General features: G+C 71.3%; 22 protein-coding genes. 13 read left to right on the forward strand and 9 right to left on the reverse strand.

All coding sequences use genetic code 11. The features are described from left to right. Positions 1 to 392 precede the first annotated feature (392 nt). The 3 genes from CSC66_RS06800 (at position 393) to CSC66_RS06810 (ending at position 3,508) form a co-directional block, all read left to right on the forward strand. Positions 393 to 2,267 carry an ABC-F family ATP-binding cassette domain-containing protein gene (locus CSC66_RS06800; protein WP_162376642.1) on the forward strand — a complete coding sequence of 625 codons (1,875 nt, stop codon included), beginning with the start codon at positions 393 to 395 and terminating at the stop codon, positions 2,265 to 2,267. 85 nt (positions 2,268 to 2,352) lie between these two features. Continuing rightward, positions 2,353 to 2,706, forward strand: a complete 354-nt coding sequence (locus tag CSC66_RS06805; RefSeq protein WP_162376643.1) for an FmdB family zinc ribbon protein — start codon at positions 2,353 to 2,355, stop codon at positions 2,704 to 2,706. Between the two features lie 160 nt (positions 2,707 to 2,866). Next, positions 2,867 to 3,508, forward strand: a complete 642-nt coding sequence (locus tag CSC66_RS06810) for a hypothetical protein (protein WP_162376644.1) — start codon at positions 2,867 to 2,869, stop codon at positions 3,506 to 3,508. An 8-nt stretch (positions 3,509 to 3,516) separates the two neighbouring features. On the opposite strand, the gene CSC66_RS06815 is transcribed toward CSC66_RS06810, so the two are convergent. Further along, complete coding sequence (locus CSC66_RS06815; protein ID WP_338016021.1) at positions 3,517 to 4,188, reverse strand: DUF3011 domain-containing protein; 672 nt, start codon at positions 4,186 to 4,188, stop codon at positions 3,517 to 3,519. 478 nt (positions 4,189 to 4,666) lie between these two features. Here CSC66_RS06815 and aspS point away from each other — a divergent pair, with 478 nt between their 5' ends. Together aspS and CSC66_RS06825 are read left to right on the forward strand one after the other, a co-directional pair. Then, positions 4,667 to 6,424, forward strand: a complete 1,758-nt coding sequence (gene aspS / locus CSC66_RS06820; protein WP_162376646.1) for an aspartate--tRNA ligase — start codon at positions 4,667 to 4,669, stop codon at positions 6,422 to 6,424. A 697-nt stretch (positions 6,425 to 7,121) separates the two neighbouring features. Further along, the gene (locus CSC66_RS06825; RefSeq protein WP_162376647.1) at positions 7,122 to 7,637 is read left to right on the forward strand and encodes a GNAT family N-acetyltransferase; all 516 of its coding nucleotides are present in this window, start codon (positions 7,122 to 7,124) and stop codon (positions 7,635 to 7,637) included. Positions 7,638 to 7,712: 75 nt separating this feature from the next. On the opposite strand, the gene CSC66_RS06830 is transcribed toward CSC66_RS06825, so the two are convergent. After that, positions 7,713 to 8,651 carry an alpha/beta fold hydrolase gene (locus tag CSC66_RS06830; protein WP_162376648.1) on the reverse strand — a complete coding sequence of 313 codons (939 nt, stop codon included), beginning with the start codon at positions 8,649 to 8,651 and terminating at the stop codon, positions 7,713 to 7,715. Positions 8,652 to 8,693: 42 nt separating this feature from the next. After that, a complete protein-coding gene (locus CSC66_RS06835) occupies positions 8,694 to 9,122 on the reverse strand; it encodes an organic hydroperoxide resistance protein (protein ID WP_162376649.1) in 429 nt (142 codons plus the stop codon). 118 nt (positions 9,123 to 9,240) lie between these two features. Here CSC66_RS06835 and CSC66_RS06840 point away from each other — a divergent pair, with 118 nt between their 5' ends. From CSC66_RS06840 to ruvB, 7 genes are all read left to right on the forward strand, one after another. Further along, positions 9,241 to 10,074: an AraC family transcriptional regulator gene (locus tag CSC66_RS06840; RefSeq protein WP_162376650.1), complete on the forward strand. Its 834-nt coding sequence runs from the start codon at positions 9,241 to 9,243 to the stop codon at positions 10,072 to 10,074. 29 nt (positions 10,075 to 10,103) lie between these two features. Beyond that, a complete protein-coding gene (locus CSC66_RS06845; protein ID WP_162376830.1) occupies positions 10,104 to 10,748 on the forward strand; it encodes an alpha/beta fold hydrolase in 645 nt (214 codons plus the stop codon). A gap of 34 nt (positions 10,749 to 10,782) precedes the next feature. Beyond that, positions 10,783 to 11,505, forward strand: coding sequence for a YebC/PmpR family DNA-binding transcriptional regulator (locus CSC66_RS06850; RefSeq protein ID WP_162376651.1), 723 nt, complete (start codon positions 10,783 to 10,785; stop codon positions 11,503 to 11,505). Positions 11,506 to 11,566: 61 nt separating this feature from the next. Next, complete coding sequence (gene ruvC / locus CSC66_RS06855; protein WP_162376652.1) at positions 11,567 to 12,121, forward strand: crossover junction endodeoxyribonuclease RuvC; 555 nt, start codon at positions 11,567 to 11,569, stop codon at positions 12,119 to 12,121. 22 nt (positions 12,122 to 12,143) lie between these two features. Beyond that, on the forward strand, positions 12,144 to 12,731 hold the full coding sequence (gene ruvA / locus CSC66_RS06860; protein WP_162376653.1) for a Holliday junction branch migration protein RuvA: 588 nt from the start codon (positions 12,144 to 12,146) through the stop codon (positions 12,729 to 12,731). A gap of 45 nt (positions 12,732 to 12,776) precedes the next feature. After that, the gene (locus tag CSC66_RS06865) at positions 12,777 to 14,702 is read left to right on the forward strand and encodes a potassium transporter Kup (RefSeq protein WP_162376654.1); all 1,926 of its coding nucleotides are present in this window, start codon (positions 12,777 to 12,779) and stop codon (positions 14,700 to 14,702) included. Positions 14,703 to 14,754: 52 nt separating this feature from the next. Further along, positions 14,755 to 15,777: a Holliday junction branch migration DNA helicase RuvB gene (gene ruvB / locus CSC66_RS06870; RefSeq protein WP_162376655.1), complete on the forward strand. Its 1,023-nt coding sequence runs from the start codon at positions 14,755 to 14,757 to the stop codon at positions 15,775 to 15,777. A 771-nt stretch (positions 15,778 to 16,548) separates the two neighbouring features. Here the strand turns inward: ruvB and pdxA are convergent. From pdxA to CSC66_RS06900, 6 genes are all read right to left on the reverse strand, one after another. Then, the gene (pdxA, locus tag CSC66_RS06875; RefSeq protein WP_162376656.1) at positions 16,549 to 17,529 is read right to left on the reverse strand and encodes a 4-hydroxythreonine-4-phosphate dehydrogenase PdxA; all 981 of its coding nucleotides are present in this window, start codon (positions 17,527 to 17,529) and stop codon (positions 16,549 to 16,551) included. A 1-nt stretch (position 17,530) separates the two neighbouring features. Further along, positions 17,531 to 18,904, reverse strand: coding sequence for a peptidylprolyl isomerase (locus CSC66_RS06880; RefSeq protein WP_162376657.1), 1,374 nt, complete (start codon positions 18,902 to 18,904; stop codon positions 17,531 to 17,533). A 4-nt stretch (positions 18,905 to 18,908) separates the two neighbouring features. Next, on the reverse strand, positions 18,909 to 21,212 hold the full coding sequence (gene lptD, locus CSC66_RS06885) for an LPS assembly protein LptD (RefSeq protein WP_162376658.1): 2,304 nt from the start codon (positions 21,210 to 21,212) through the stop codon (positions 18,909 to 18,911). A 123-nt stretch (positions 21,213 to 21,335) separates the two neighbouring features. Continuing rightward, positions 21,336 to 22,247: a histone deacetylase family protein gene (locus CSC66_RS06890; RefSeq protein ID WP_162376659.1), complete on the reverse strand. Its 912-nt coding sequence runs from the start codon at positions 22,245 to 22,247 to the stop codon at positions 21,336 to 21,338. A 107-nt stretch (positions 22,248 to 22,354) separates the two neighbouring features. After that, complete coding sequence (locus CSC66_RS06895) at positions 22,355 to 22,915, reverse strand: cob(I)yrinic acid a,c-diamide adenosyltransferase (RefSeq protein ID WP_162376660.1); 561 nt, start codon at positions 22,913 to 22,915, stop codon at positions 22,355 to 22,357. A 43-nt stretch (positions 22,916 to 22,958) separates the two neighbouring features. Next, positions 22,959 to 23,549: a hypothetical protein gene (locus CSC66_RS06900; protein WP_162376661.1), complete on the reverse strand. Its 591-nt coding sequence runs from the start codon at positions 23,547 to 23,549 to the stop codon at positions 22,959 to 22,961. Positions 23,550 to 23,652: 103 nt separating this feature from the next. On the opposite strand from CSC66_RS06900, the gene ubiH reads away from it, so the two are divergent. After that, positions 23,653 to 24,852 (forward strand): 2-octaprenyl-6-methoxyphenyl hydroxylase, encoded by a 1,200-nt coding sequence (gene ubiH, locus CSC66_RS06905; RefSeq protein WP_162376662.1) that lies wholly within the window; start codon positions 23,653 to 23,655, stop codon positions 24,850 to 24,852. Positions 24,853 to 24,858: the final 6 nt, after the last annotated feature.

Here is a 24,858-nt window from a genome sequence, read left to right on the forward strand (position 1 = left end):
CGAGCAGTTCCTCGCGACGCCAGTCATGGCGGGGTTCCGGAGGGAAGGGGGGGGGGGTTTTTTCCGGGGGCGGGGGGGGGGGGGGGGGGGCGCGGCCACCGCTCCCCGCGCGGGGGGGGGGCGGGGAGGGGCGGCCAGGGCGGTGACGATGGCGGCGGAGAGCAGGCGGTGCTGGGCGATCATGGAACGACTCCTGGAGGGGCGGGGTCGGCATTGGCCGGAGCGGATGGTGTTGCGGCGCAGCAATCCCGGAATAACCCTGTGACGGGCGATTGTCAAATTTCCGTTACGGGATCCTGGGCCTGCCGGCGTCAAGTATTCGTTAACCGGTAGAATGGCCGCGCCGCATCCGTCGGCATCTGCTGATTCCCGTTCCTTCTGTAGCGTCCCCCATGATTTCCCTGCGCAATTTCGCCCTGCGCCGCGGCGAGCGGCTGCTGTTGTCCAACGTCGACCTGGCCTTGCATGCCGGCTACCGGGTGGGCGTGGTCGGCCGCAACGGCACCGGCAAGTCCAGCCTGTTCGCGGCGATCAAGGGCGAGCTGGAGGCCGACAAGGGCGACGTCGACCTGCCCGGCAAGGTGCGGATCGCCTCGGTCGCGCAGGAAACCCCATCGCTGCCCGATCCCGCATTGGAGTTCGTGCTTGGTGGCGACGAGGTGATCGCCAACGTGCTGCGCGAGGAAGCGGCGGCCAACGCGCGCGAGGACTGGGAGGCGGTGGCCGCCGCGCACCAGAAGCTGGCCGAGCTCAACGGCTACGACGCCGAAGCCCGCGCCGGCCGGCTGCTGCATGGCCTGGGCTTCCCGGCCGAGACCCACCACCGCCCGGTGTCCTCGTTCTCCGGTGGTTGGCGCGTGCGCCTGAACCTGGCCCGGGCGCTGATGATGCCCTCGGACCTGCTGCTGCTCGACGAACCGACCAACCACCTCGACCTCGACGCGGTCTACTGGCTGGAACAGTGGCTGCTGAAGTATCCGGGCACGCTGCTGCTGATCTCGCACGACCGCGAGTTCCTGGACAACGTCGCCACCCACACCCTGCACCTGCACGGCGGCGGCGCCAAGCTCTATGTCGGTGGTTACACCGACTTCGAGCGCCAGCGCGCCGAGCAGCTGCGGCAGCAGCAGATCGCGCACGAGAAGGAACAGGCCGAGCGCGCGCACCTGCAGAGCTTCATCGACCGCTTCAAGGCCAAGGCCTCCAAGGCCGCGCAGGCGCAGAGCCGGATGAAGCGCCTGGCCAAGCTGGCCGGCACCGAGGCGGTGCGCGCCGAGCGCGAGTTCCGGATCGAGTTCGCCCAGCCCAACCGATTGCCGTTCTCGCTGATCCGGCTGAACCATGTCGAGGCCGGATACGGCAAGGATTCGGTGATCCTCCATGAGGTCGGCTTCGGCCTGGAGGCGGGCGACCGCATCGGCCTGCTCGGCCCCAACGGCGCCGGCAAGACCACCCTGGTGCGCACCCTGGTCGGCGACCTGCCGCCGGTGGCCGGCGAGCGCAGCGCGCACCCGGACCTGCGGATCGGCTACTTCGCCCAGCACACGGTCGAGTCGCTGCACGAAGGCCAGTCGCCGATCGACCATTTCCGCGAACTGTCGCCGGATTCGCCGACCCAGGCTTTCCGCGACTTCCTCGGCAAGTGGAACTTCCCGGGCGACCGCGCATTCGAGGTGGTCGACGGCTTCTCCGGCGGCGAGCGCGCGCGCCTGGCGCTGGCGCTGATCGCCTGGCAGCAGCCCAACGTGCTGCTGCTGGACGAGCCGACCAACCACCTGGACCTGGAGATGCGCGAAGCCCTGGCCGAGGCGCTGAGCGACTTCGAAGGGGCGATCGTGATGGTCAGCCATGACCGCCACCTGATCGGCCTGGTCTGCGACACCTTCTGGCGCGTGGCCGACGGGGTGGTCGAGCCATTCAACGGCGACCTCGACGCCTATGCGGCATGGCTGCGCGCGCGCCCGGCCGCCCAGGGCACCAAGCAGCGCATGGCCGAAGCCGCCCCGGCGAAGGTGGAGTTGCCGTCGCCGCCGGCCAGGCCCGCCACGCCGAAGAAGCCGGTCAATCCGGTCAAGCTGGCCGCCGCCGAGAAGCGCGTCGGCGAGCTGGAGGCCGAGGTGGCCGAACTGGACCGGCGCCTGGCCGATCCCTCGCACATGGCCGATGCCGGGCGCCTGGCCCAGCTGGGGCGCGAGCGCGAGGACATGGCCCGGCAGCTCGAACAGGCCGAACAGGCGTGGCTGGCACTGCTGGAGGAGGCCGGCTGAGGCCGCATCCACGCCCGTGGCTTGAATCGCCGCGGGCCACCCTTACATTCCCGCCGTCCCACCCCATCGCCAAGACCCTGCTGCCATGCCGATCTACGCTTTCCAGTGCACCGAATGCGGCCACAGTTTCGACCGCCTGCAGAAGCTTTCCGATGCCGATCCGGACACCTGCCCGTCCTGCGGGGCGACCGGCGGCGTGCGTCGCCAGCTGACCGCCCCGGCGTTCAGGCTGTCGGGCAGCGGCTGGTACGAAACCGACTTCAAGAAGGACGGCGACAAGAAGCGCAACCTGGCCGACGGCGGCGAGGGCGCGGCCAAATCCGAATCGAAGGGCGAGTCCACGGCCGCGCCCAAGCCGGCATCCGCGCCGGCGGCCGCCCCGGCAAAGAGCGAAGGCGCTGCGCCCGCCAAGCCTTCCGCGCCCGCCAGCGGGAGCTGACCGTACGGGTTGGCCTGCCTGCGGGGGGCTGCGCGGCATGGCGGGCAACGGCGCGGCCCGCTGTTCGCCATGGCGCGCGTGTCGGCGCAGCCGTCGCTCGTTCCGGCAGGCGGGGGCGCGGCGGTTGCCGCCGCTCGCCGCGCGCGGGTACGGTGGGGCGATGAACGCCCTCCGTCTCGCTCCCTTGCTGCTCCTCGTCGCCGCCTGCTCGCAGGGCGCGGCGCCGCCCGCGCCATCGGCGGCCCCGCACGCCGACGCGCCATCGCCGGCGCCGGCCGACGCCTTCCTCGCCGCGCTCGCCGCCCACTGCGGCCAGGCCTACGCCGGCCGCATCGTCGCCAACCGCCCCGCGTCCTCCACGCCCGATCCGTTCGAGGGCAAGGCGCTGGTGATGCACGTGCGCGGGTGCGAGGCGCCGGCGCGCGGACTGCGCGTGCCGTTCCACGTCGGCGACGACCATTCGCGCACCTGGGTGCTGACCCGCACCGCCGACGGACTGCGCCTGAAGCACGACCACCGCCATGCCGATGGCAGTCCGGACCCGGTGACGATGTACGGCGGCGACGCCGCCTCGGCCGGAAGCGCGCGGCGACAGGAATTTCCCGTCGATGCCGAATCGGTGGCGATGTTCGGTCGCGAAGGGCTGGCCGCGTCGGTCGCCAACACCTGGGCGATGGAGATCGAGCCCGGGACGCGCTTCATGTACGAACTGGCGCGGCCGGACGGGCGGTTGTTCCAGGTCGAGTTCGACCTGGCCACGCCGGTGCCGCTGCCGCCGGCGCCCTGGGGCGCCGGCGACTGAAGCCGGGCTCAGCGCGCGCCGAAGCGCGCGCGGCAACCGCGGTCGACCCAGATCGAATTGCCGTCGAAGCCCCAGTTGAAGCCTTCCTGGCAGCGGGTGCTCGACAGGTTCTCGATCACCACCGGGCGGCCCTGGCGCCGGTCCCAGGCGCAGGTGCGGCGGCGGTTGTTCTCGCTGGCACAGGTCACCGAGTAGCCGGGGTTGTTGCCGCCCCAGCCGCCGCCCTGGCGCTGGGCGAACTCGCCGCGGCAGCCATTGCTGACCCAGATCGTGTTGCCGCGCTGGCCCCAGGTCCGGTTCTCGATGCAGGCGCTGCCCGACAGCTGCCGGACCAGCACCGCCCGGCCGCGGAAGTTGGTCTGGCAGGTCCGCTCGCGGTTGTTCTGGCTCTCGCAGCGGATCGTCTGGCCGGTGTTGCCGCCCCAGCCGCCGCCCCGGCCCTCGGTGAAACGGCCGCGGCAGCCCTGGTCGACCCACATCATGCCGTTGCCGCCGCCGAAATTGACCCCTTCCACGCAGCGGGTGCCGGAGATGTTCTCGACCAGCGCCGGACGGCCGTTGAACGGCGTGCGGCACTCGCGGCGGCGGTGGTCGGTGCTCGAGCAGATCAGGGTCTGGCCGCTCCAGTTCGAGCCGTTCCAGCCCGGGCGCAGGCCGCTGCTGGCGCTGCCACCGCGCAACGAGGTGGCGATGTCCTGCTGGATGCGGCTGAAGCCCCAGCCCGAATCGATCTGGTCCAGGTAGAACTCCAGCTGGTCGTCGGGGATCTGCCGCCCCCGGGACTGGTCGGCGTACTCGCGCTCGATGACCCGGACCCGCTCGGGCAGGGTCAGCTGGCGCAGGTTCTCCGGGGCGTAGGCGCGCGTGGACTGGGCGGCGGCGGGCTGGGGCAGGGCGGTGCCGGCGAAGGCCAGGCCCAGGGCCAGGCAGGTGGCGGACAGGGAACGGAACATGGCTTTCTCCTCCTTGACGGTCGCCTGGTGCCGCGGCGGTTGCTCCGGGATTTACCGCTGGGCGGCTTAATGCCGGCCCACTGTGTCACCGGTGCGGTGAGGACGGGGGCAGGCCGGGCAGGACGCGTTTGCCCGGGCCGGGCGTGGGCCTCAAAATATCGCGTTCCCCGGCGCCACTGGCGACCGGCCCCCCTGCGGAGTTCCCATGCGTACCCATTTCTGCGGCCTGGTCGACGAGACCCTGATCGGCCAGACCCTCACCCTCGCCGGCTGGACCGACGTGGCCCGCAACCTCGGCGGCGTCTGCTTCATCGACCTGCGCGACCACGAGGGCATCGTCCAGGTGACGGTGGAGCCGGACAACCAGGAGGTCTTCGCCGTGGCAGCCTCGCTGGGCTACGAGGACGTGATCCAGGTCGAGGGCGTGGTCCGTGCGCGCCATGCGGTCAACGACAGGATCCGCACCGGCAAGGTCGAGGTGATCGCCACCCGCATCACCATCCTCAACAAGGCCGCGCCGCTGCCGTTCCACGCGCACGAGAACCCGGGCGAGGAAACCCGCCTGAAGTACCGCTACCTCGACCTGCGCCGCCCGGAGATGCAGCGCATGCAGCGCACCCGGATCAAGCTGGTGCAGGCGCTGCGCCGGTACCTGGACGCGGACGGCTTCCAGGACATCGAGACCCCGATCCTGACCAAGGCCACGCCCGAGGGCGCGCGCGACTTCCTGGTCCCGGCGCGCATGCACCCGGGCGAGTTCTACGCGCTGCCGCAGAGCCCGCAGCTGTTCAAGCAGATCCTGATGGTGGCCGGCTTCGACCGCTACTACCAGATCGCGCGCTGCTTCCGCGACGAGGCGCTTCGCGCCGACCGCCAGCTGGAATTCACCCAGCTGGACATGGAGTTCGCCTTCGTCCGCGAGCGCGACGTGCAGGACTACGTCGAAGGCATGATCCGCGCGATCTTCAAGGAGGTCGTCGATGTCGAGCTGGACGCGCAGTTCCCGCGCATGACCTGGGCCGAGGCGATGCGCCGCTACGGCTCGGACAAGCCGGACCTGCGCATCGGCCTGGAGCTGGTCGACGTGGCCGACCTGGTGAAGGACAGCCAGTTCGCGGTGTTCACCGGCCCGGCCAACGATCCGGACGGCCGCGTCGCCGCGCTGCGCATCCCCGGCGGTGCGTCGCTGTCGCGCAAGCAGATCGACGAATATGCCGCGCACGCGGCCAAGTACGGCAGCAAGGGCCTGGCCTACATCAAGATCGACGAGGCAGGCGCGGTCTCCTCGCCGATCCAGAAGTTCTTCGGCGAGGAGCAGTTCGCAGCGCTGGTCGCCCACGTCGGCGCCGGCAACGGCGACATCGTGTTCTTCGGCGCCGGCGCCTACAACAAGGTCTGCGACTTCATGGGCGCGGTTCGCCTGAAGGCCGGCAGGGACTTCGGCCTGGTGGCCGATGGCTGGCGCCCGCTGTGGGTCACCGACTTCCCGATGTTCGAGTGGGACGAGGAGGCGCAGCGCTACGTGGCCCTGCACCATCCGTTCACCGCCCCGGCGGTGGACGACATCGCCGAGCTGCGCGCGCATGCGAAGACCGCGGTGTCGCGCGGCTACGACATGGTCCTCAACGGCAACGAGATCGGCGGCGGTTCGATCCGCATCCACCGCCCGGAGATGCAGAGCGCGGTCTTCGAGCTGCTTGGCATCGGCGCGGAAGAGGCCGAGGCCAAGTTCGGCTTCCTGCTCGACGCGCTCAAGTACGGCGCGCCGCCGCACGGTGGCATCGCCTTCGGCATCGACCGCATCGCCGCGCTGATGGCGGGCACCGAGTCGATCCGCGACGTGATCCCGTTCCCGAAGACCACCTCGGCGCAGTGCCTGATGACCGGCGCGCCGTCGCCGATCCCGGACGAGCAGCTGGCGGAGGTCCACGTCCAGGTGCGCCCGCAGCCGGCGAAGGACTGAGTTGCGCTGCCGCAGGCTGGACGGCAACGGCAAACGCTGCGGTGGGTGTGATGTCTTCGGATGGAGCCGCGGCAGTGCGGGGGTATGGCGCGTCGGCTGGCTCTGGCGTCCTGCCTTCAACCGCCGAGCGCAGCACATCCCTGTGCTGCTCGCGCCATACCCCCGCACTGCCACGTCTTCGGGCGCGTTGATGGAGCCGCTTCGATGAGGAGAGCGGGAACTCGTCGCTTTGCGTTCTCGCTGCCGGAGTTGCCCGCTTCCCATGGAGTGGGGCTCGCACTGCTGCTGTTGGCACGTCGCAGAGGGCAGCGGGGCAAGCCCAGCTCTACCGTGCACCCGGATGCGCGCTGAAGCCGCCTTTCGCCGGAACGAAGGCCTGACCCTGAAGCTCGCGAAGGACGTCGCACCTTGGCGGTCTGGCGCAAGCAGGCCATGGATGGCCTGCGGTCGGCTGTTGAAGGCAGGACGCCGGAGCCAGCCGATGCGCCAGACCGCCAAGGTGCGGCGGCCCCGTCCAAAGCCAGCGCTTTCATGCCACGGTCAAAGCGGTAGCGCCGCGTCCGGACCCACGCGTTCCAAGCCAAGGCCGAAGCACGAGGCGGCTCCATCCGGAGCCAGTGCTCCTGCTTCAAGCCCAACGAAGCGGCGCCCCCGCCCGGAGCCGGCGCTTCTGCTTCAATGTCGCACAGGAGGACCCATGAGCCTGACCATCCGCCGCGCCACCCCCGATGACGCGACGACGCTGTCGTCGCTTGCCACCCGTACTTTCACCCAGACCTTCGGCCACCTGTATCCGGCCGAAGACCTGGCGTCCTTCCTGGCAGATGCCTATCCGCCGGAGAAGCAGGCGGTCATCCTGGGCCATCCGGACTACGCGGTCTGGCTGCTCGAGGACGGGGGCGAAGCCGTCGGCCACGCCGCCGCCGGTCCCTGCGGCCTGCCGCATGCGGACGTGCAGCGCGGCGACGGCGAACTCAAGCGCCTGTACGTGCTGGCCTCGCACCAGAATGGCGGCTGGGGCGGACGGCTGTTCGACGAAGCCGAGCGCTGGCTGCTGCGCGACGGCCCACGCACGCTCTGGGTCGGGGTCTGGTCGGAGAACCTCGGCGCGCAACGGTTCTATGCACGCCACGGCTTCGCCAAGGTCGGCACCTACGAGTTCCCGGTGGGCCGGGTCCGCGACCTGGAATTCATCCTGCGCCGCCCGGCCTGACCGCCCCGACGCGGGCACGCACGAACGGCCGCATCGCTGCGGCCGTTCGCGTTCTTCCCCGGGATGGATGCGGCGTCACTCGCGCAGGAAGTCGAGCAGGTCCTGGTTGAGCCGGTCCTTGTGGGTATCGGCGATGCCGTGCGGGCCATCCGGGTACACGATCAGGCGCGCGCCCTTCACCAGCGCCGCCGATGCCCGCGCCGAGGTGTCGACCGGCACGATCTGGTCCTCGCCACCGTGGATCACCAGGGTGGGCACGTCGAACTTCGCCAGGTCGCCCCGGAAGTCGGTGGCCGAGAACGCCGCGATCGAGTCGTAGGTGTTCTTGTGCCCGGCCTGCATGCCCTGGGCCCAGAAGCTCTGGACCAGGCCGGCATCCGGCTTGGCGCCCGGGCGGTTGAAGCCGAAGAACGGGCCGGAAGCGATGTCCAGGTAGAGCTTCGAGCGGTTCTCGAGCGAGGCCTTGCGCAGGCCGTCGAACACGTCCATCGGCAGCCCGCGCGGGTTGTCGGCGGTGCGGACCATGATCGGCGGCACGGCGGCGACCAGCACCGCCTTCTTCACCCGCGCGGTGCAGTGGCGGCCGATGTAGCGGGCCACTTCGCCGCCGCCCGTGGAGAAGCCGACCACGGTGACGTCGTGCAGGTCCAGCGCGTCGATCACCGCGGCCAGGTCGTCTGCGTAGTGGTCCATGTCGTTGCCGTCCCAGGGCTGGCTGGAACGGCCGTGGCCGCGGCGGTCATGGGCGACCACGCGGTAGCCGCGCTCGGCCAGGAACAGCATCTGCGCTTCCCAGCTGTCCGAGTTCAGCGGCCAGCCGTGGCTGAAGGTGACGACCGGGCCATCCTTCGGACCCCAGTCCTTGTAGTAGAGGCGCACGCCCTCGGCGGTGGTGACGTAATCGCCCTGCACGGTGGCGCGGGCGGCCGCATCGACGTGCGGCGCGGCGGCATGGGCGGAGGTGGCGGCGATGGCCAGCAGGGTAGCGGCGAAGCTGCGGGTGATGACGTTCATGGCGACGGGTTTCCCTTGGGATGAGGAAGAGGGGGGAGGGGGTCAGTCGGCGATCAGCAGCGACACGTCGATGTTTCCGCGGGTCGCGTTGGAGTAGGGGCAGACCGTGTGGGCCTGGTCGACCAGCGCCTGCAGCGTGTCGCGCGGCACGCCCGGCGCGGCGATGGTCAGCTCGGCCTCGATGCCGAAGCCGGCCGGGATCGCGCCGATGCCGACCTTGCCGGTGACCGTCGTATCGGCCGGCAGCGCGACCTTCTGCTTGCCGGCGACGAACTTCAGCGCGCCCAGGAAGCAGGCCGAATAGCCGGCCGCGAACAGCTGCTCGGGGTTCGTGCCCGGGCCGCCGGCGCCGCCCAGCTCGCGCGGGGTGGACAGCTGCACGTCGAGGACGCGGTCGGAGCTGCGGGCGCGGCCTTCGCGGCCCCCGGTGGCGGTGGCGGTGGCGGCGTAGAGGATCTTGTCGATGGACATGGCGGGTTCCTGTCTGGTGTCGGGTGGGATGTGCCCGGCGGGCAGGAGCTACTTTGCGGGCTCGCCTGCTACGATCTGCCACGTGGAGTCCTGAAAACTTGACCAGGAGTACGGATCGATGGTCGACCGCCTCGCGGCGCTGCTGGAGCGCTTCCCGGTCAGCGCGCAGCTGTTCAACGCCGGCGCGCTGTGCGGGATCAACCTGCTCGACGCCGACGGCGTGCACGGGCAGCTGCACCTGGTCCGGCGCGGGCCGCTGGAGGTCTCGCATGGCGGCGCGCCGGTGCGGATCGACGAGCCGAGCCTGCTGCTGTATCCCCGACCGCTGTCGCACCGTTTCAGCAGCGACCCCGAGCAGGGCGCGGACATGGCGTGCGCCAACCTGCGCTTCGAGGGCGGGACCGGCAATCCGGTGGCGGCGGCGCTGCCGTCCTTCGTGTGCCTGCCGTTGTCGGCGCTGGACGGGTGCCAGCCGGTGCTGGACCTGCTGTTCGAGGAGGCGTTCGAACGGCGCTGCGGGCGCCAGGCCATGATCGACCGCCTGTTCGAAGTGGTGATGATCCAGCTGCTGCGCCACCTGATGGAGCGCGGCGAGGTGGCCGGCGGGCTGCTCTCCGGGCTGTCGCACCCGCGGCTGCGGCATGCGCTGGTGGCCATGCACGAAGCGCCGACGCGCGAATGGACCCTGGAGGACCTGGCGGCCACCTGCGGCATGTCGCGCAGCGTGTTCGCCGCCAGCTTCCGCGAGGCGGTCGGCCGCACGCCCGGGCAGTACCTGCTCGGCTGGCGGGTCGGGCTGGCGCAGCAGGCGCTGCGCCGCGGGCGGCCGTTGAAGGTGGTCGCCGACGAGGTCGGCTACGGCAGCGAGGCCGCGCTGTCGCGTGCGTTCAAGGCCCATTGCGGCCTGTCGCCGCGCGCCTGGAAGCAGCAGCACGCCGCGGAGGCCGCGTGAGCTCGAACGGCGCCGGCTGCGACCGCGTGCTGCTGGTCCACGGCCTGTGGAATGCGGCGTGGTGGCTGGCCCCGCTGGCCTGGCGCCTGCGGCGGTCGGGCTTCGTGGTGCAGACGTTCGGCTATCCGAGCATCGTCGGCGGTCCGGAGCCGGCGCTGGCGGCGCTGGCCGAACGCCTGCGCGATGGTCCGCCGAGGCACCTGGTCGGGCACAGCCTGGGCGGACTGCTGGCATTGGAAGTGCTGCGCCGTAATCCCGGGCTGCCGGTGGTGCGGGTGGTCTGCCTGGGGTCGCCGTTGCGCGGCAGCGGCACGGCGCGGACGCTGGCGTCGCGTCCGCGCCTGGCGTGGGCGCTGGGACGCAGCAGCGCGCTGCTGCGGGACGGTTGCGGCGCGTGGGACGGCCGCGTTCCGACCGGCATGGTCGCGGGCGACGTGCCGCGAGGGATCGGCCGCCTGCTGCACGCCGTGGATGCCGAGTCCGACGGCACCGTGGCCCTGGCCGAGACCCGGCTGCCGGGCCTGGCTGCCAGCTGCCGCGTGCACGCCAGCCACACCGGCCTGGTGTTCTCGGCCGAAGCCGCGCGCCAGGTGGCCGCGTTCCTGCGCACCGGGGCGTTCCTCGATGCGGAGGTCGTCGCGGGGGGCGATGGCGATCCGGACAGCCCGGTATAATCGCGTTCCTGACGGTTGGACGATTGGAACGTACATGGGTCGCGGCCCCTCGATCGAAGCACGCAAGAACGCCACCGATGCCAAGCGCGGCAAGGTGTTCACCAAGCTGATCCGCGAGATCGGCGTGGCCGCCCGCGCCGGCGGCGGCGACCCGGCCAACAACCCGCGCCTGCGCGCGGCGATGGACAAGGCGCTCACCGCCAACATGTCCAAGGACGTGATCGAGCGGGCGATCAAGAAGGCCACCGGCGAACTCGAGGGCGTCGAGTACGAGGAGATCCGCTACGAGGGCTACGCGCCCGGCGGCGTGGCGGTGATCGTCGACTGCCTGACCGACAACCGGGTGCGCACCGTGGCCGACGTGCGCCATGCCTTCTCCAAGTGCGGCGGCAACATGGGCACCGAGGGCTCGGTCGCCTTCATGTTCAAGCGCCTGGGCGTGCTCAGCTACGAGGGCGGCGACGAAGACAGGATCACCGAGGCGGCGATCGAGGCCGGCGCGGACGACGTCGTGGTCTACCCGGAGGACGGCGCCATCGACGTGCTCACCCCGCCGGACCAGTTCGACGCGGTAAGGCAGGCGATGGAGTCGGCGGGCCTGGTGCCGGGATATGCCGAAGTCACGTTCCGCGCCGACAACGACATCGCCGTGGCCGGCGAGACCGCGCAGCAGGTCTCCAGGCTGCTGGTCATGCTCGAGGACCTGGACGACGTGCAGAACGTGTACTCCAACGCCGACCTGGGCGACGCCGGCTGACCATGCACCCGACCGGGGTCGAAGCGGTGGCGGTACCGGTCCTGCACGCGGAGGCGCGTGCGTGAGCGTTGCCGGCCTCGCCCGGCCGCAGGGCCGGGTCCGAATCCTGGGCATCGACCCCGGCTCGCAGCGCACCGGCATCGGCATCATCGATGTCGATCCGGGCGGGCGCGTGCTGCATGTCCACCACCAGCCGCTGGTGCTGCTGGGCGAGGGCGACTTCGCCGCGCGCCTGAAGCGCCTCCTGCACGGGCTGGCGGCGCTGATCGACGAATACAGCCCGCAGGAAGTGGCGATCGAGCAGGTGTTCGTCGGCCGCAGCGCCGATTCGGCGCTCAAGCTGGGCCAGGCCCGCGGCGCGGCGATCAGCGCGGTGGTCCTGCGCGACCTGCCGGTGAGCGAGTACGCCGCGCGCGAGGTCAAGCTGGCGGTGGTCGGCACCGGTGGCGCCGACAAGCTGCAGATCCAGCACATGGTGGCGGCCATGCTCGGCTTGAGCGGCAAGGTCCAGGCCGACGCCGCCGATGCGCTGGCCATCGCCCTGACCCATGCCCACGTGCGCGCCACCGCGTGGCGCCTGGGCGTGGATGCGCGCCTGGCTTGGAGCCGGAAGTGACTTGCCCCCCGAGGAACCCCCGATGATCGGACGCCTGCGTGGCATCCTCGCCCTGAAGCAGCCGCCGTGGCTGGTGGTCGACGTCAATGGCGTCGGCTACGAGCTCGAGGCGCCGATGAGCACCTTCTACGACCTGCCCGACCTCGGGCGCGAGGTGTCCCTGTTCACCCACTACGCGCAGAAGGAAGACAGCGTGTCGCTGTACGGTTTCCTGCGCGAGGGCGAACGGCGCCTGTTCCGGGACGTGCAGAGGGTCAGCGGCATCGGCGCGAAGATCGCCCTGGCCGTGCTGTCGGGGGTGAGCGTGGACGAATTCGCGCGGCTGGTGCAGGCCGGCGACGTCACCGCGCTCACCCGCATCCCCGGGATCGGCAAGAAGACCGCCGAGCGCATGGTCGTGGAGTTGCGCGACCGCGCCGCCGACCTCGCCGGCGCCGGCCCGGCCGGCCTGCCGGCCGCGGCCGGCGATCCGATGGCCGATGCGGTCACCGCCCTGGTGCAGCTGGGCTACAAGCCGGCCGAGGCCGCGCGCATGGCCCGCGACGCCGCCGCCGCGGGCGACGAGGCCTCCACCATCATCCGCAAGGCGCTGCAGTCGGCCCTGCGCTGACGCCGTGCGCCGATGCGATCGCAACCGAGCTAACCTAGGGCCGCCATGACCGCAGCGCACACCCCCACGCCTGGCCACGGACAGCACGGCGCCGCATCGCACGGCGTCGGCGCCAGCCACCTGGCACTGGTCGTCGGCGCCATCGGCGTCGTCTTCGGCGACATCGGCACCAGCCCGCTGTACACGCTCAAGGAAGCGTTCTCGCCGCACTACGGCCTGGACAGCGACCACGACACGGTGCTGGGCGTGCTGTCGCTGGCGTTCTGGGCGCTGATGGTGGTCGTCACGCTCAAGTACGTGACCATCATCATGCGCGCCGACAACGAGGGCGAGGGCGGCATCATGGCGCTGATGGCGCTGGCCCAGCGCACGCTGAGGAACGGCTCGCGCTCGGCGTATGTCGTGGGCATCCTCGGCATCTTCGGCGCCTCGCTGTTCTTCGGCGACGGCGTGATCACCCCGGCGATTTCGGTGCTGGGCGCGATCGAGGGCCTGGAGGTCGCCGCGCCCGGGCTGCACCACTTCATCGTGCCGTTGACGATCGCGGTGCTGGTGGTGCTGTTCTTCGCCCAGCGCTTCGGCACCGAGAAGGTCGGCAAGGTGTTCGGCCCGATCACCATGCTGTGGTTCGTGGCCATCGGCGCGGTCGGTGCCTGGAACATCATCGAGGCGCCGGAGGTGCTGAAGGCGTTCAACCCCTGGTGGGGCGCGCGGTTCTTCATGGAGCACGGCTGGCACGGGGTGTTCATCCTCGGCGCGGTGGTGCTGGCGGTCACCGGCGGCGAGGCGCTCTACGCGGACATGGGCCACTTCGGCGCCCGCCCGATCCGGCATGGCTGGTATTTCTTCGTCCTGCCCTGCCTGCTGCTCAACTACCTCGGCCAGGGCGCGCTGGTGCTGGAGCACCCGGAGCTGGTCAAGAACCCGTTCTACGAGTCGGTGCCGTCGTGGGCGCTGTACCCGATGATCGTGCTGGCCACGCTGGCGGCGGTGATCGCCTCGCAGGCGGTGATCACCGGCGCCTACTCGATCTCCCGGCAGGCCATGCAGCTGGGATACATCCCACGGATGCGGATCAAGCACACCTCGCACGACGCCATCGGCCAGATCTACGTGCCGGGCATCAACTGGATGCTGATGGTGATGGTGATCGGCCTGGTGCTGGCGTTCCGCAGTTCCAGCAACCTGGCCGTGGCCTACGGCATCTCGGTCTCGGCGACGATGCTGATCGACACCCTGCTGCTGGCGCTGGTGGCGCGCGCGCTGTGGCCGCGCTGGCGCAACTGGGTGCTGCCGTTGTGCGTGGTGTTCTTCGTGATCGACGTGGGCTTCGTCGTCGCCAACGGCGCCAAGATCCTGCAGGGCGCGTGGTTCCCGGTGGTGCTGGGCATCGTCCTGTTCACCCTGATGCGTACCTGGCGGCGCGGCCGCGAACTGATGCGCGAGGAGATGCGCAAGGACGGCATCCGCGTGGATACCTTCCTGCCGGGGCTGATGCTCGCCCCGCCGGTGCGCGTGCCCGGCACGGCCGTGTTCCTGACCACCGACACCACGGTGGTCCCGCATGCCCTGCTGCACAACCTCAAGCACAACAAGGTGCTGCACGAGCGCAACGTGTTCCTCACCGTGGAGACGCTCAACGTCCCGCACGCGCCGGCGGACAAGCGCCTGAAGATGGACCAGATCGGCGACGACTTCTACCGGCTGATCGTGCGCTTCGGCTTCATGGAGACGCCGGACGTGCCGCTGGCGCTGATGCGCGCCTGCGACGCCGGCGGGATGGGCTTCGACCCCATGGACACCACCTATTTCGCCAGCCGCGAGACGATCGTCGCCGGCCGCCGCCGCGGCATGCCGATCTGGCGCGACAAGGTCTTCGCGATCATGCACCGCAACGCCGCCCCGGCTACCGGCTTCTTCCGCATCCCCGGCAACCGCCTGGTGGAGCTGGGGTCGCAGGTGGAGATCTGACCGGCCGCCGCGGGCGCTGCATCGCGGCCGGGTGGCGTGCGAACATGGCCGCATGAACGAACCACGCATCCTCACCGCCGGCGCCACCCGCGAGGACGACGTCGCCGAGGCCTCGATCCGGCCGAAGCGGCTGGACGAGTACCTGGGCCAGCAGCCGGTCCGCGAACAGCTGGGCATCTACATCGAGGCCGCACGGCGCCGCACCGAAGCGCTGGACCACGTGCTGATCTTCGGCCCGCCGGGGCTGGGCAAGACCACCCTGAGCCACGTCATCGCCAACGAGCTGGGCGTGAACCTGCGGGTCACCTCCGGCCCGGTGATCGAGAAGGCCGGCGACCTGGCCGCGCTGCTGACCAACCTGCAGCCGCACGACGTCCTGTTCATCGACGAGATCCACCGCCTGTCGCCGGTGGTCGAGGAGGTCCTGTATCCGGCGATGGAGGATTTCCAGATCGACATCATGATCGGCGAGGGTCCGGCCGCGCGCTCGATCAAGCTCGACCTGCCGCCGTTCACCCTGATCGGCGCGACCACCCGCGCCGGCCTGCTGACCGCGCCGCTGCGCGACCGCTTCGGCATCGTCCAGCGCCTGGAGTTCTATACGCCCGAGGAACTGACCCGTATCGTGCGCCGCTCCGCGCAGATCCTGGGCATCGACTGCGAGGCGGGGGGCGCGGGCGAGATCGCTCGCCGCGCCCGCGGCACCCCGCGCATCGCCAACCGCCTGCTGCGGCGCGTGCGCGACTACGCGCAGGTGAAAGCCGCCGGGCACATCGATGCCGGGGTGGCGGGTGCGGCGATGGCCATGCTCAAGGTCGATCCGGAAGGCTTCGACGAGCTGGACCGGCGCATGCTGCGCACGATCATCGAGCATTTCGATGGCGGCCCGGTCGGCGTTGAATCGCTGGCCGCCTCGCTGTCGGAGGAGCGCGGAACGCTGGAGGACGTGATCGAGCCGTACCTGATCCAGCAGGGGTTCCTGGTCCGCACCGCGCGCGGGCGCATGGCCACCGCCAAGGCCTATCGCCACCTGGGGCTCGTCGCGCCGGCGCGCGAGGCGGGCGAGCTGTTCTAGCGGCGCCATGCCGCGACACCTCGCACGCGCCGGATGCGTGCTGATGGCGTTGCGCGCGACAGCCGCAACCGCAACCGCAACCGCACCGCACCGCAACCCCAGGAGCGCTGATTGTGGTCGGCTTCGGTGGGAGCCGCGACGGGCCGGGGGAGTCGCGGCCGGCTCGGCGGCACATCCCTGTGCCGACGATCCGGCGCGGACATCCCTGTCCGCTCCCGCGACACCCCCGGCCCACCGCGTCTTCGTGGGACTTTCGGGTCGCGTCTCCGCTCTGCATGTGTGTAGGAGCCGATTTATCGGCGACCCGACGCCGTCGGCACGGACGACGCCCTGGCGGTCAAATGCCCCGGTCGCCCATGAGGATGGGCTCCGAGGCACCGTGGCCCTCGATCGGCTTTCGGGTTGTAGGAGCCGATTCATCGGCGACCCGAGGGCGTCGGCACGAACGACGCTTTGGCGGTCAAATGCCCCGGTCGCCCATGAGGATGGGCTCCTACGAGAAGCTCGGCGGCTTCCAATCGGCGGTTGCGTGTCTGTCTCTGGCAGACGGGGTGGCGGCGCCTCAGGTCGCCCGAGGACGCCGTATCCCGGCACGACGCCGTCCCGTCGGTCAGGGCGCGTACGGAGTGCCGAGGATCAGGCCCGTTCCCGGGCTCGATCGCCCGGGATGCGCCCGCGCTCGCGTTCAAAGAAGAGGGCGGCCATCATCCGGCGGGGCCATTTTCGGGGTGCGCGCGGCGTCGGGGTCGACGCGGGGATCCGGTGCGTCCGTTACCGCGCCTGCCGCTGCGCCGCCATCCGCGCGCAGGTGGCCACCGCCGCTTCCAGGCTGGACGGATCGGCCAGCCCCTGGCCTGCGAGGTCCAGTGCGGTGCCATGGTCGACCGCCACGCGCGGGTAGGGCAGGCCCAGGGTCACGTTCACCGCGCGCTCGAAGCCGCTGTACTTGAGTACCGGCAGGCCCTGGTCGTGGTACATGGCCAGCACCGCGTCGAAGCCGGCCAGCTTGCGCGGCAGGAAGGCGGTATCGGCGGGAAGCGGGCCGACCAGGTGCATCCCCTGTGCGCGCAGGCGATCGAGGACCGGAATGATGGTCTCGATCTCCTCGCTGCCCAGGTGGCCGGCCTCCCCGGCGTGCGGATTCAGCCCCAGCACCGCGATGACCGGTTCCGGGATCCCGAAGCCGGTGCGCAGCGCCTCATGGGTAACCCGCAACACCCGCACGAGCAGTTCCACGTCGATCGCATCGGCGACGTTGCGCAGCGGCAGGTGGGTGGTGGCCAGCGCGACGCGGACGACATCGTTGGCCAGCATCATCACCACGTCGCTCCCGGCATGGCCGGCGAGCAGCTCGGTGGTTCCCGTGTAGGCGATCCCGCCCTCGTTGATCGTGGCCTTCTGCACCGGGCCGGTGACCATGCCGTCGAAACGGCCGGCCATGCACGCGTCCGCGGCATCGAGCAGGGCACCGACCACCGCACCGGCGTTGCGCGGATCCGGGTGCCCGAACACCACGGCGTTGGCGTTGGGAAACATGCGCAGCGGCATGTCGCCGGGGCGCCGCGCCGGCTCGTCCTCGTGCAGCAGGTTCAGCGGAAGGCCCAGGGCATCGGCGGCAGACCGCAGCGTGGCCGGGTCGGCGAAGGCGACGAGGGAGCAGTCCGTGCGCGGCGCCTGCGCCAGGCGCACGCACAATTCCGGGCCCACCCCCGCCGGTTCGCCTGGAACCAGCGCGAGCCGCGGCCCGGTCACGTCAGCCGCCGGAGGGCGTCGCGGCCGGTGCCGCCGGCGCCTCGGCCGGGGCCTGCGCGTCGGACGCGCCGGCGCCGGTGCGGAACACCACGTAGGCTTCGCCACGCAGCTCCGCCAGGTAGCGGTTGAATTCCTCTTCCAGCTTGCGCCGGCCGATGGTCTCGCGGACCTGGGCGCGGCGGTTGGTGTCGGTGACGTCGGTCTGGCGCTCGCCGATGCGCTGGATCACGTGCCAGCCGGCTTCGGTACGGAACGGCTGGGACACGCCGCCGTCGGCCAACGCGGTGACCTGCCTGCCGAAATCCGGGCCGAAGGCGTCGGCCGGGAACCAGCCCAGGTCGCCGCCCTGGCCGCGGGTGTTGGTGTCCTCGGACGACTCGCGCGCCACGGCGTCGAACTCGGCGCCGCCGGCGATGCGCGCCCGCAGGGTGTCGATGCGGGCCTTGGCGGTGGCATCGTCCTGGCGGTCGTTGACCCGCACCAGGATGTGGCGGACGTTGTATTCGGTGACGGTCTGCGCCGGGCCGCCCGCGGTCGACGCGTCGCGCACCTCGACCAGCTGCAACAGCTGGAACCCGCTGGGGCCGCGGATCGGCCCGATGATCTGGCCGGGCTGCGCGTCCGTGATCATGCGCGAGAACGCGCTGGGGATCTCGTCCAGGCTGCGCCAGCCCAGGTCGCCGCCCTCCAGCGCGTTGGGGCTGTCGGAGTAGCGCACCGCCGCCGCGTTGAAGGTCAGTTCACCGCGTTCGATGACGCTCTTGATGCCGTCGATCTTGCGCTGGCCGGTGGCCAGCTGCTCGGCGGTCGCGCCCTCGGGCACGCCGACGAGGATGTGCGCCAGGTGGTACTGCCTGCCGCCGCTGGCTTCCTGGGCAATGGCGGCGTCGACTTCGCTCTCGCTGACGTTGATGCGGCTCTGGGCGAAGCTCTGGCGCAGCCGCTGGGTCATGATCTCGTCGGCCAGCGAGCGGCGGAAATCCTCGAAGGACAGGCCGTCGTCGGCCAGGCGCTGGCGCAGGCCGTCGACCGTCAGGCCGTTCTGCTGGGCGATCGCCGCGACCGCCTGGTTCAGTTCCTGGTCGCTGATGCGGATGCCGTTGCCGCGCGCGCGCTCGACCTGAAGCTTGGTCAGCACGAGGCGCTCGAGCACCTGCCGTTCGAGCACGGCGCGTGGCGGCAGCTGGTCTTCGCGGCCGGCGTACTGGGCAACGATGTTGCGCATCGCCAGGTCCAGTTCGCTCTGCAGCACCACGTCCTCGTCCACGATCGCGGCGATGCGCTCGACCGGTTGCAGCTGCTGGGCCGGGGCGGCGAACGGGAGGGAAAGGGCGGCGGCAACCGCCAGGAGGGTCGCGGAAAGGCGTGGGCTCATGGACTCACGGAATCAGGTTCGGATCGTAATCGTCCGGATCGGGCGTGGTGTTGCTGGGCGGGACCAGGTACAGGTCGTCGCGGTAGTAGCCGAGAATAGCACGGCGCAAAGTCCGCTCCGTGTCCTGGCCCGCCGACCCTAGGCCCTTGAGCACGAATTCGAACTGAATGGAATTGTCCAGCTCGCCCTCGCGGTTGCGCACGTAGCGTCGGGCCAGCGCCCGCACCGCCAGGCAGCAGCTGTCCCACTGCACCCCGCCGACGGCCTCCAGCAGCTTGTCGTCGTCCATCGAGTAGTAGTAGCGGCCGACCACGCTCCAGACCGGGTTGATCGGGTACAGGAAGTTGAAGTCGGCCTGTTCCAGCAGGTCGCGGCGGTAGCGGTAGCCGATGTTGACCACGCCGTCGCCCGGCCACAGGTAGCGGGCGCGCACGCTGGCCAGGTCCTCGCGGCGGAACTTCGGGTCCCACTGGTAGGAGGCGCCCAGGTTCCAGCGGTCGTTGATCGCATAGTTGGCGTCGGCCACCCAGGCCGACTTGCCTTCCTCCACCGGCAGCTCGCCGGGGGCCACGACGCGGGAATCCTCGAAGTAGCGGATCTGGCCGAGGCTGGCCGACAGCTTTTCGCGGCCGTCGGCCTGGCGGATCAGGCGCGTGCTCAGGGCCACGGTCAGCTGGTTGGCGTCGGTCTGGCGGTCGGCGCCGGAGTAGCGGTTGTCGCGGAACAGCTGGCCCCAGCTGAAGGTGAACGGTCGCGTGTCGAACAGCGGCAGCCCGTCCTGCTCGCGGTACGGGGTATTGAGGTAGAACAGCCGCGGTTCCAGCGTGTGCAGGTAGTCGGCGCCGCCGATGCGGGTGTCGCGGTCGAAGTACACGCCCGCGTCGAACGTGGTGATCGGCAGGCTGCGGGTCGGCGAGGTGTCGCCACCCAGCTGCTGTGCCAGGGCCGGCTCGAGGTCGTAGGCGGTGTAGCGCCAGGCCAGGGTCGGGGTGATGTACCACGCCGGCCCGCCCAGCCGCGCCGAGACATAGGGCTTCACGTCGAGGCGGCTGCCACCGGGCCGTTCGCTGTGCTCGAAGCGCACGGTCTCCGCCCATACGCCGGCGTCGAACCAGTGGCCCAGCGGCTGTTCCCAGTTGAAGTAGAGCCGCGGCAGGCGGCTGTACGGCAGGTTGGCGTCGGTGAGCGTGTAATCGGTCAGCTGGAAGTGCTCGGCCATCGCCCCGGCGCTCCAGTGCTGGCCCAGGCCGTAGATGCCGGCGGTGCTCTGCAGATAGGAGGCCGAGATGCCGGCGAGCCGGTTGGCGAAGTCCTCCACGTAGCGCTCGTCGCTGACCCAGCCGACATTGGCACGCGCCTGCCAGTTCTGGCCAAGGTTGTGGTAACCGCTGAACAGGAAGCGGCCGCGATCGCGGTCGCGCAGGTCGTCATTGGGCATGTACGACGCGTTGATGATGCCGCGCCCGCCGTCGTAGAGATAGCGGAACTCGGTGTCCAGCAGCAGGCCGCGCTTGCTCATCCAGCGCGGTTCCAGGGTCATGTCGTAGTTCGGCGCCAGGTTCAGGTAGATCGGCTGGCGGTAGTCGAAGCCGTTGCGCGAGGACATGCTCACCGCCGGGTACAGCAGCCCGGTCTGGCGGCGGTCGTCGACCGGGAACTTGAACCACGGCACGTACAGCACCGGGAACTTGCCCATCCGCAGCACCGCGTTGCGGGCCACGCCGAAGCCGTCGTCGCTGTCCACGTCGATCTGCTGGGCGCGCAGTTCCCACATCCGCTGCGAGGGGTCGCAGGTGCTGTAGGTGGAGTGGTGCATCTGGCCCAGCGGGCCGGTCAGTTCGATCGAGTCGGCGCCGCCGTTGCCGCGCCGGTCCACCAGCTGGTAGCGGATGTTGGTGATGGTGTGGGTGTCGGTGTTCTGGTTGCCCTCGGCGCGGTCGGCGACGATGCGGATGCCCGAGTCCTGGTAGCGGACGTTGCCCTCGGCCACGTAGGTGCCGGCCTCGGTGTCCATCGCGATGCGGTCGGTGCCCAGGAACTGGTCGCCGCGGACCAGGGCGACGTTGCCCTGGAACTGGGGCGTGGTGCGGGTGCCTTCCTGCTTGTCGCCTTCGATCACCGTCGGCTGCTGGTCGCGCGCCGGGTCGCCGGGTTGCGCCGCCGGGGGCGCGCCTTCGAAGGGCGGAATGATGTCGCCGGCCGGGCACAGCGCCCAGTTCAGCGGTTTGTCGCTGGCAGCCAGCGCCGTGCCCGGCAGGCAGGCGGCGATGCTCAGCGACAGCGGGAGCAGGCGCAGGGGTAGACGCACAGGCAGGGGCCATCCGGGGCGAAAATCGCCGGTAGCTTGCCGGATGCGGGTGTATGCGGGCAATGAAAGCGGCTGGCCGGCCGCAGGCAGGGTTCATCCGCGCGGCGGTAGGCGCCGCCGCGGTCAGTCGCGCAAGGCGCCGACATGGGCGACCGCCGACTCGGCCAGGGCGTCGAGGTGGTAGCCGCCTTCCAGCATCGAGACGACCCGGCCGCTGGCATGGCGCCGGGCGATCGTGCGCAGCTCGGACGTGATCCAGGCGAAGTCCTCGGCGTCGAGCATCAGGTCGGCCAGCGGGTCTGACAGGTGGGCGTCGAAACCGGCCGACACCAGCACCAGCTGCGGCCGGAACGCGTCCAGCGCCGGCAGCAGGGAATCGAGCCAGGTGTTGCGGAAGCGGAACCCGCCGCTGCCCGGTGGCAGCAGCGCGTTGTGCAGGTTGCCGGCGCCGCGCTCGTGGACGCTGCCGCTGTGCGGGTAAAGCCCCGACTGGTGGCTGCTCAGGTAGGCGATCCGCGGCTCGGCCTGGAAGATCGCCTGGGTGCCGTTGCCGTGGTGCACGTCGAAATCGACGATGGCGATGCGCTCGAGCCCATGGTGGTCGCGGGCGTGGGCGGCGGCGACGGCGATGTTGTTGAACAGGCAGAAGCCCATCGCGGTGTCGGGCGTGGCGTGGTGCCCGGGCGGGCGGACCGCGCAGAAGGCGGTCTGCGCCTCGCCGGCCATCACCGCGTCGACCGCGGCCAGGCCGGCGCCCGCGGCATGCAGGGCGGCGCGGGCCGAGCCGGGCGAGAGCGCGGTGTCCGGGTCCAGCCGCTGCAGGCCGCTGGCGACCGGCGCAAGGACCTCGTCGATCAGGGTGTCGCCGTGGACCCGCAGCAGGTCGCCGCGTCGCGCCATCGGCGCCTCCCGCCAGTCCAGGTCCGGATAGGCGCGGTCCAGCGCGTCCAGCACCGCGCGCAGGCGTGCCGGGCGCTCCGGGTGTTCGGTCCCCGGATCGTGGTCGAGGCAGGCGGCGTGGGTCCAGGCGAGCATGCGGCCAACGTAGCGCGGCCGGCGTCCGGCTGCCATCCGCATTTGGTCTGGCGTTTCCCGGGCAAGGGAAGCGGCCGGCCCGGTCCCGGGTGTGCGCCGGGGCGGTCCTAGCCGGCGTTGCGCCGCTCGTGCCGCCACAGGACCTCGCCCTGGCCGTCGGCGCGGGCCAGGACCCGGGCCAGCACGAACAGCAGGTCGGAGAGGCGGTTGAGGTAGCGCACCGCTTCGCCGCGCACGGGTTCGACCCGCGACAGGGCCACGGTCGCGCGCTCGGCGCGGCGGACGATGGTGCGGGCGAGGTGGCAGCGCGCGGCGGCCTCGCCGCCGGCCGGCAGGATGAAGTCCTTCAGCGCCGGCAGGTCCGCGTTGTGGTGGTCGAGATGGCGTTCCAGGGCGTCGATGTCGGCGGCTTGGATGGCCGCGTGCCCGGGGATGCACAGCTCGCCGCCCAGGTCGAACATCTGGTGCTGCACGGCGGTGAGCAGGTCGCGCACGCCGGCCGGCACGCCGGGCGCGGCCAGGACCACGCCGATGGCCGAGTTGGCCTCGTCGACGGTGCCGTAGGCCTCGACCCGCAGCGAATCCTTGCCGGTCCGGCTGCCGTCGCCCAGCCCGGTGCTGCCGTCGTCGCCGGTGCGGGTGTAGATCTTCGAGAGGCGGTTGCCCATGTCGGGTCGAAGCGTGCCGGTCGGCGCCTGCGGGCGTACCCGGTCAGTGCGCGGTGCGGCCGCCGCGGCCGACCATGGGCGCGATGCGCTCGGCGGCCACCTGCAGGCCCGCGGCGATCGCGACGTAGGTGCCGGCGGTGACCAGGTACGGCGCCAGCCAGTCGGTGTAGTTCTTCCACCAGCCGGCCAGGGTCGGGTCGGTGACCGAGTCGCTGAGCCAGTAGAAGCTGCCCTGCGCCAGCAGGTGGCAGGCCAGCACCGACAGTACGAAGGCGAAGGCCAGGCGGCCCAGCGCGTCCCATCGGGCGCCGGCGTAGCGGCGGCGCAGCCAGGCGCCGCCGGCCCACATCGCGGCGTAGGCCGGCACCAGGAACCAGTACGCGGCGGAGACGCAGTAGTGGTTCCAGAAGTCGATGCCCTGGCCGGTGATCACCCACCAGTCCACGCCCACGGCCAGCGCCATCAGCGCCGGGAAGGCCCAGCGGCCCCAGCCGCGCAGGTGGAAGCCGGCGATGAAGAACACCGCCCAGCTCGCGTCCGGCGGCGAGAAATGGTCGAACACATGCGCGCGCGAGGCGGCCATGATCAGGGCCAGGACGAACAGGATGAACAGGCGGGACGTAGTGGCGTTCATGGCGCACGCGAAGCGGAGTCAGGCCCGCATTCTAGCCGAAGCCCGGCGCCGGCCGCCGTGCCGCGGCCCCGGGCGGCCACGCACGGCCGCGTATCATGTGCCGATGATGCGAACCCACGACGTGCTCATCGTCGGCGGCGGCCTGGTCGGCGCCAGCCTGGCGATCGCCCTGGACGGCCTGCCGCTGGACGTGGCCCTGGTCGAGGCGACCCCGCCCGGCGACCTGCCGGCGGTGTTCGACCAGCGCAACCTCAGCCTGGCGGCCGCCTCGGTCAATGCACTGGACGCACTGGGCGTCATGGGCCAGTTGCGCGCGCCCACCGGGCCGATCCGCCGCATCCACGTCAGCCGCGCCGGCGATTTCGGCAGCGTGCGGCTGGAGGCCGCCGACTACGGCCGCGAGGCTTTCGGCCAGGTGGTGGTGGCGCGCGATTTCGGCGAGGCGCTGGAAGGCCGCCTGGCGCAACTGCCGCGGCTCACCCGTTACCGGCCGGCGCGTTTCGTCGGCCTGGAAGGCGATGATGGGCATGCCCGCGGGGTGCGCCTGGCCACCGCCGATGGCGAGCTGGCGCTGCAGGCGCGGCTGCTGGTCGCCGCCGATGGCACGCGCAGCGCGCTGCGCGAGGCGCTGGGGACTTCCAGCCGCACCCACGATTACGGCCAGACCCTGTTCGTGGCGCGGATGCGCGGCGAGCGCGCGCCCGACGGCACCGCCTGGGAGCGGTTCACCGACAGCGGGCCGACCGCGTTGCTGCCGCGCGGCGATCGCGCGTGGGGCGTGGTCCATGGCGTGCCGGCCGCCGAGGCGGCCGCGGTCGCCGCTCTCGACGAGGCCGGCTGGCTGGCGCGGATCCAGCAGGCGTTCGGCTGGCGCGCCGGGCGTTTCCTCGGCGCCGGCGAGCGCAGCGCCTATCCGGTCGCCTCGGTCGTCGCCGATGCGCTGGTCGCGCCACGCGCGGTGCTGCTGGGCAATGCCGCGCAGACAATCCATCCGGTCGGCGCGCAGGGCTTCAACCTGGGCCTGCGCGATGCGCTGACCCTGGCCGAAGGCCTGCGCATGCATGCCGGCGACCCGGGCGCGGCGTCGCTGCTGCAGCAGTACGCGCAACGCCGCCGCGAGGACCGCGAGCGCACCCTGGCCTTCTCCGACGGGCTGGCGCGCATGACCGGCAATCCATCACCGTTGCTGCGCCCGCTGCGCAGCCTCGGCCTGCTGGCCGCCGATCGCGCCGGCTGGCTGCAGGCGTGGCTGGTCGGCGGGGCGATGGGCTTCCGCGGCGACGTGCCGGAGCTGTGCCGGTGACGGGGT

It is taken from the genome of Pseudoxanthomonas kaohsiungensis (assembly GCF_010211765.1).
In the GTDB taxonomy this organism is placed as follows: domain Bacteria; phylum Pseudomonadota; class Gammaproteobacteria; order Xanthomonadales; family Xanthomonadaceae; genus Pseudoxanthomonas; species Pseudoxanthomonas kaohsiungensis.

Excerpts from the sequence above, each read along its gene's own strand:
- CSC66_RS06800 (WP_162376642.1), top strand. The coding sequence starts at position 393 with ATGATTTCCCTGCGCAATTTCGCCCTGCGCCGCGGCGAGCGGCTGCTG.
- CSC66_RS06805 (WP_162376643.1), top strand. The coding sequence starts at position 2,353 with ATGCCGATCTACGCTTTCCAGTGCACCGAATGCGGCCACAGTTTCGAC.
- CSC66_RS06810 (WP_162376644.1), top strand. The coding sequence starts at position 2,867 with ATGAACGCCCTCCGTCTCGCTCCCTTGCTGCTCCTCGTCGCCGCCTGC.
- aspS (WP_162376646.1), top strand. The coding sequence starts at position 4,667 with ATGCGTACCCATTTCTGCGGCCTGGTCGACGAGACCCTGATCGGCCAG.
- CSC66_RS06825 (WP_162376647.1), top strand. The coding sequence starts at position 7,122 with ATGAGCCTGACCATCCGCCGCGCCACCCCCGATGACGCGACGACGCTG.
- CSC66_RS06830 (WP_162376648.1), bottom strand. The coding sequence starts at position 8,651 with ATGAACGTCATCACCCGCAGCTTCGCCGCTACCCTGCTGGCCATCGCC.
- CSC66_RS06835 (WP_162376649.1), bottom strand. The coding sequence starts at position 9,122 with ATGTCCATCGACAAGATCCTCTACGCCGCCACCGCCACCGCCACCGGG.
- CSC66_RS06840 (WP_162376650.1), top strand. The coding sequence starts at position 9,241 with ATGGTCGACCGCCTCGCGGCGCTGCTGGAGCGCTTCCCGGTCAGCGCG.
- CSC66_RS06850 (WP_162376651.1), top strand. The coding sequence starts at position 10,783 with ATGGGTCGCGGCCCCTCGATCGAAGCACGCAAGAACGCCACCGATGCC.
- ruvA (WP_162376653.1), top strand. The coding sequence starts at position 12,144 with ATGATCGGACGCCTGCGTGGCATCCTCGCCCTGAAGCAGCCGCCGTGG.
- CSC66_RS06865 (WP_162376654.1), top strand. The coding sequence starts at position 12,777 with ATGACCGCAGCGCACACCCCCACGCCTGGCCACGGACAGCACGGCGCC.
- ruvB (WP_162376655.1), top strand. The coding sequence starts at position 14,755 with ATGAACGAACCACGCATCCTCACCGCCGGCGCCACCCGCGAGGACGAC.
- CSC66_RS06880 (WP_162376657.1), bottom strand. The coding sequence starts at position 18,904 with ATGAGCCCACGCCTTTCCGCGACCCTCCTGGCGGTTGCCGCCGCCCTT.
- CSC66_RS06890 (WP_162376659.1), bottom strand. The coding sequence starts at position 22,247 with ATGCTCGCCTGGACCCACGCCGCCTGCCTCGACCACGATCCGGGGACC.
- CSC66_RS06895 (WP_162376660.1), bottom strand. The coding sequence starts at position 22,915 with ATGGGCAACCGCCTCTCGAAGATCTACACCCGCACCGGCGACGACGGC.
- CSC66_RS06900 (WP_162376661.1), bottom strand. The coding sequence starts at position 23,549 with ATGAACGCCACTACGTCCCGCCTGTTCATCCTGTTCGTCCTGGCCCTG.
- ubiH (WP_162376662.1), top strand. The coding sequence starts at position 23,653 with ATGATGCGAACCCACGACGTGCTCATCGTCGGCGGCGGCCTGGTCGGC.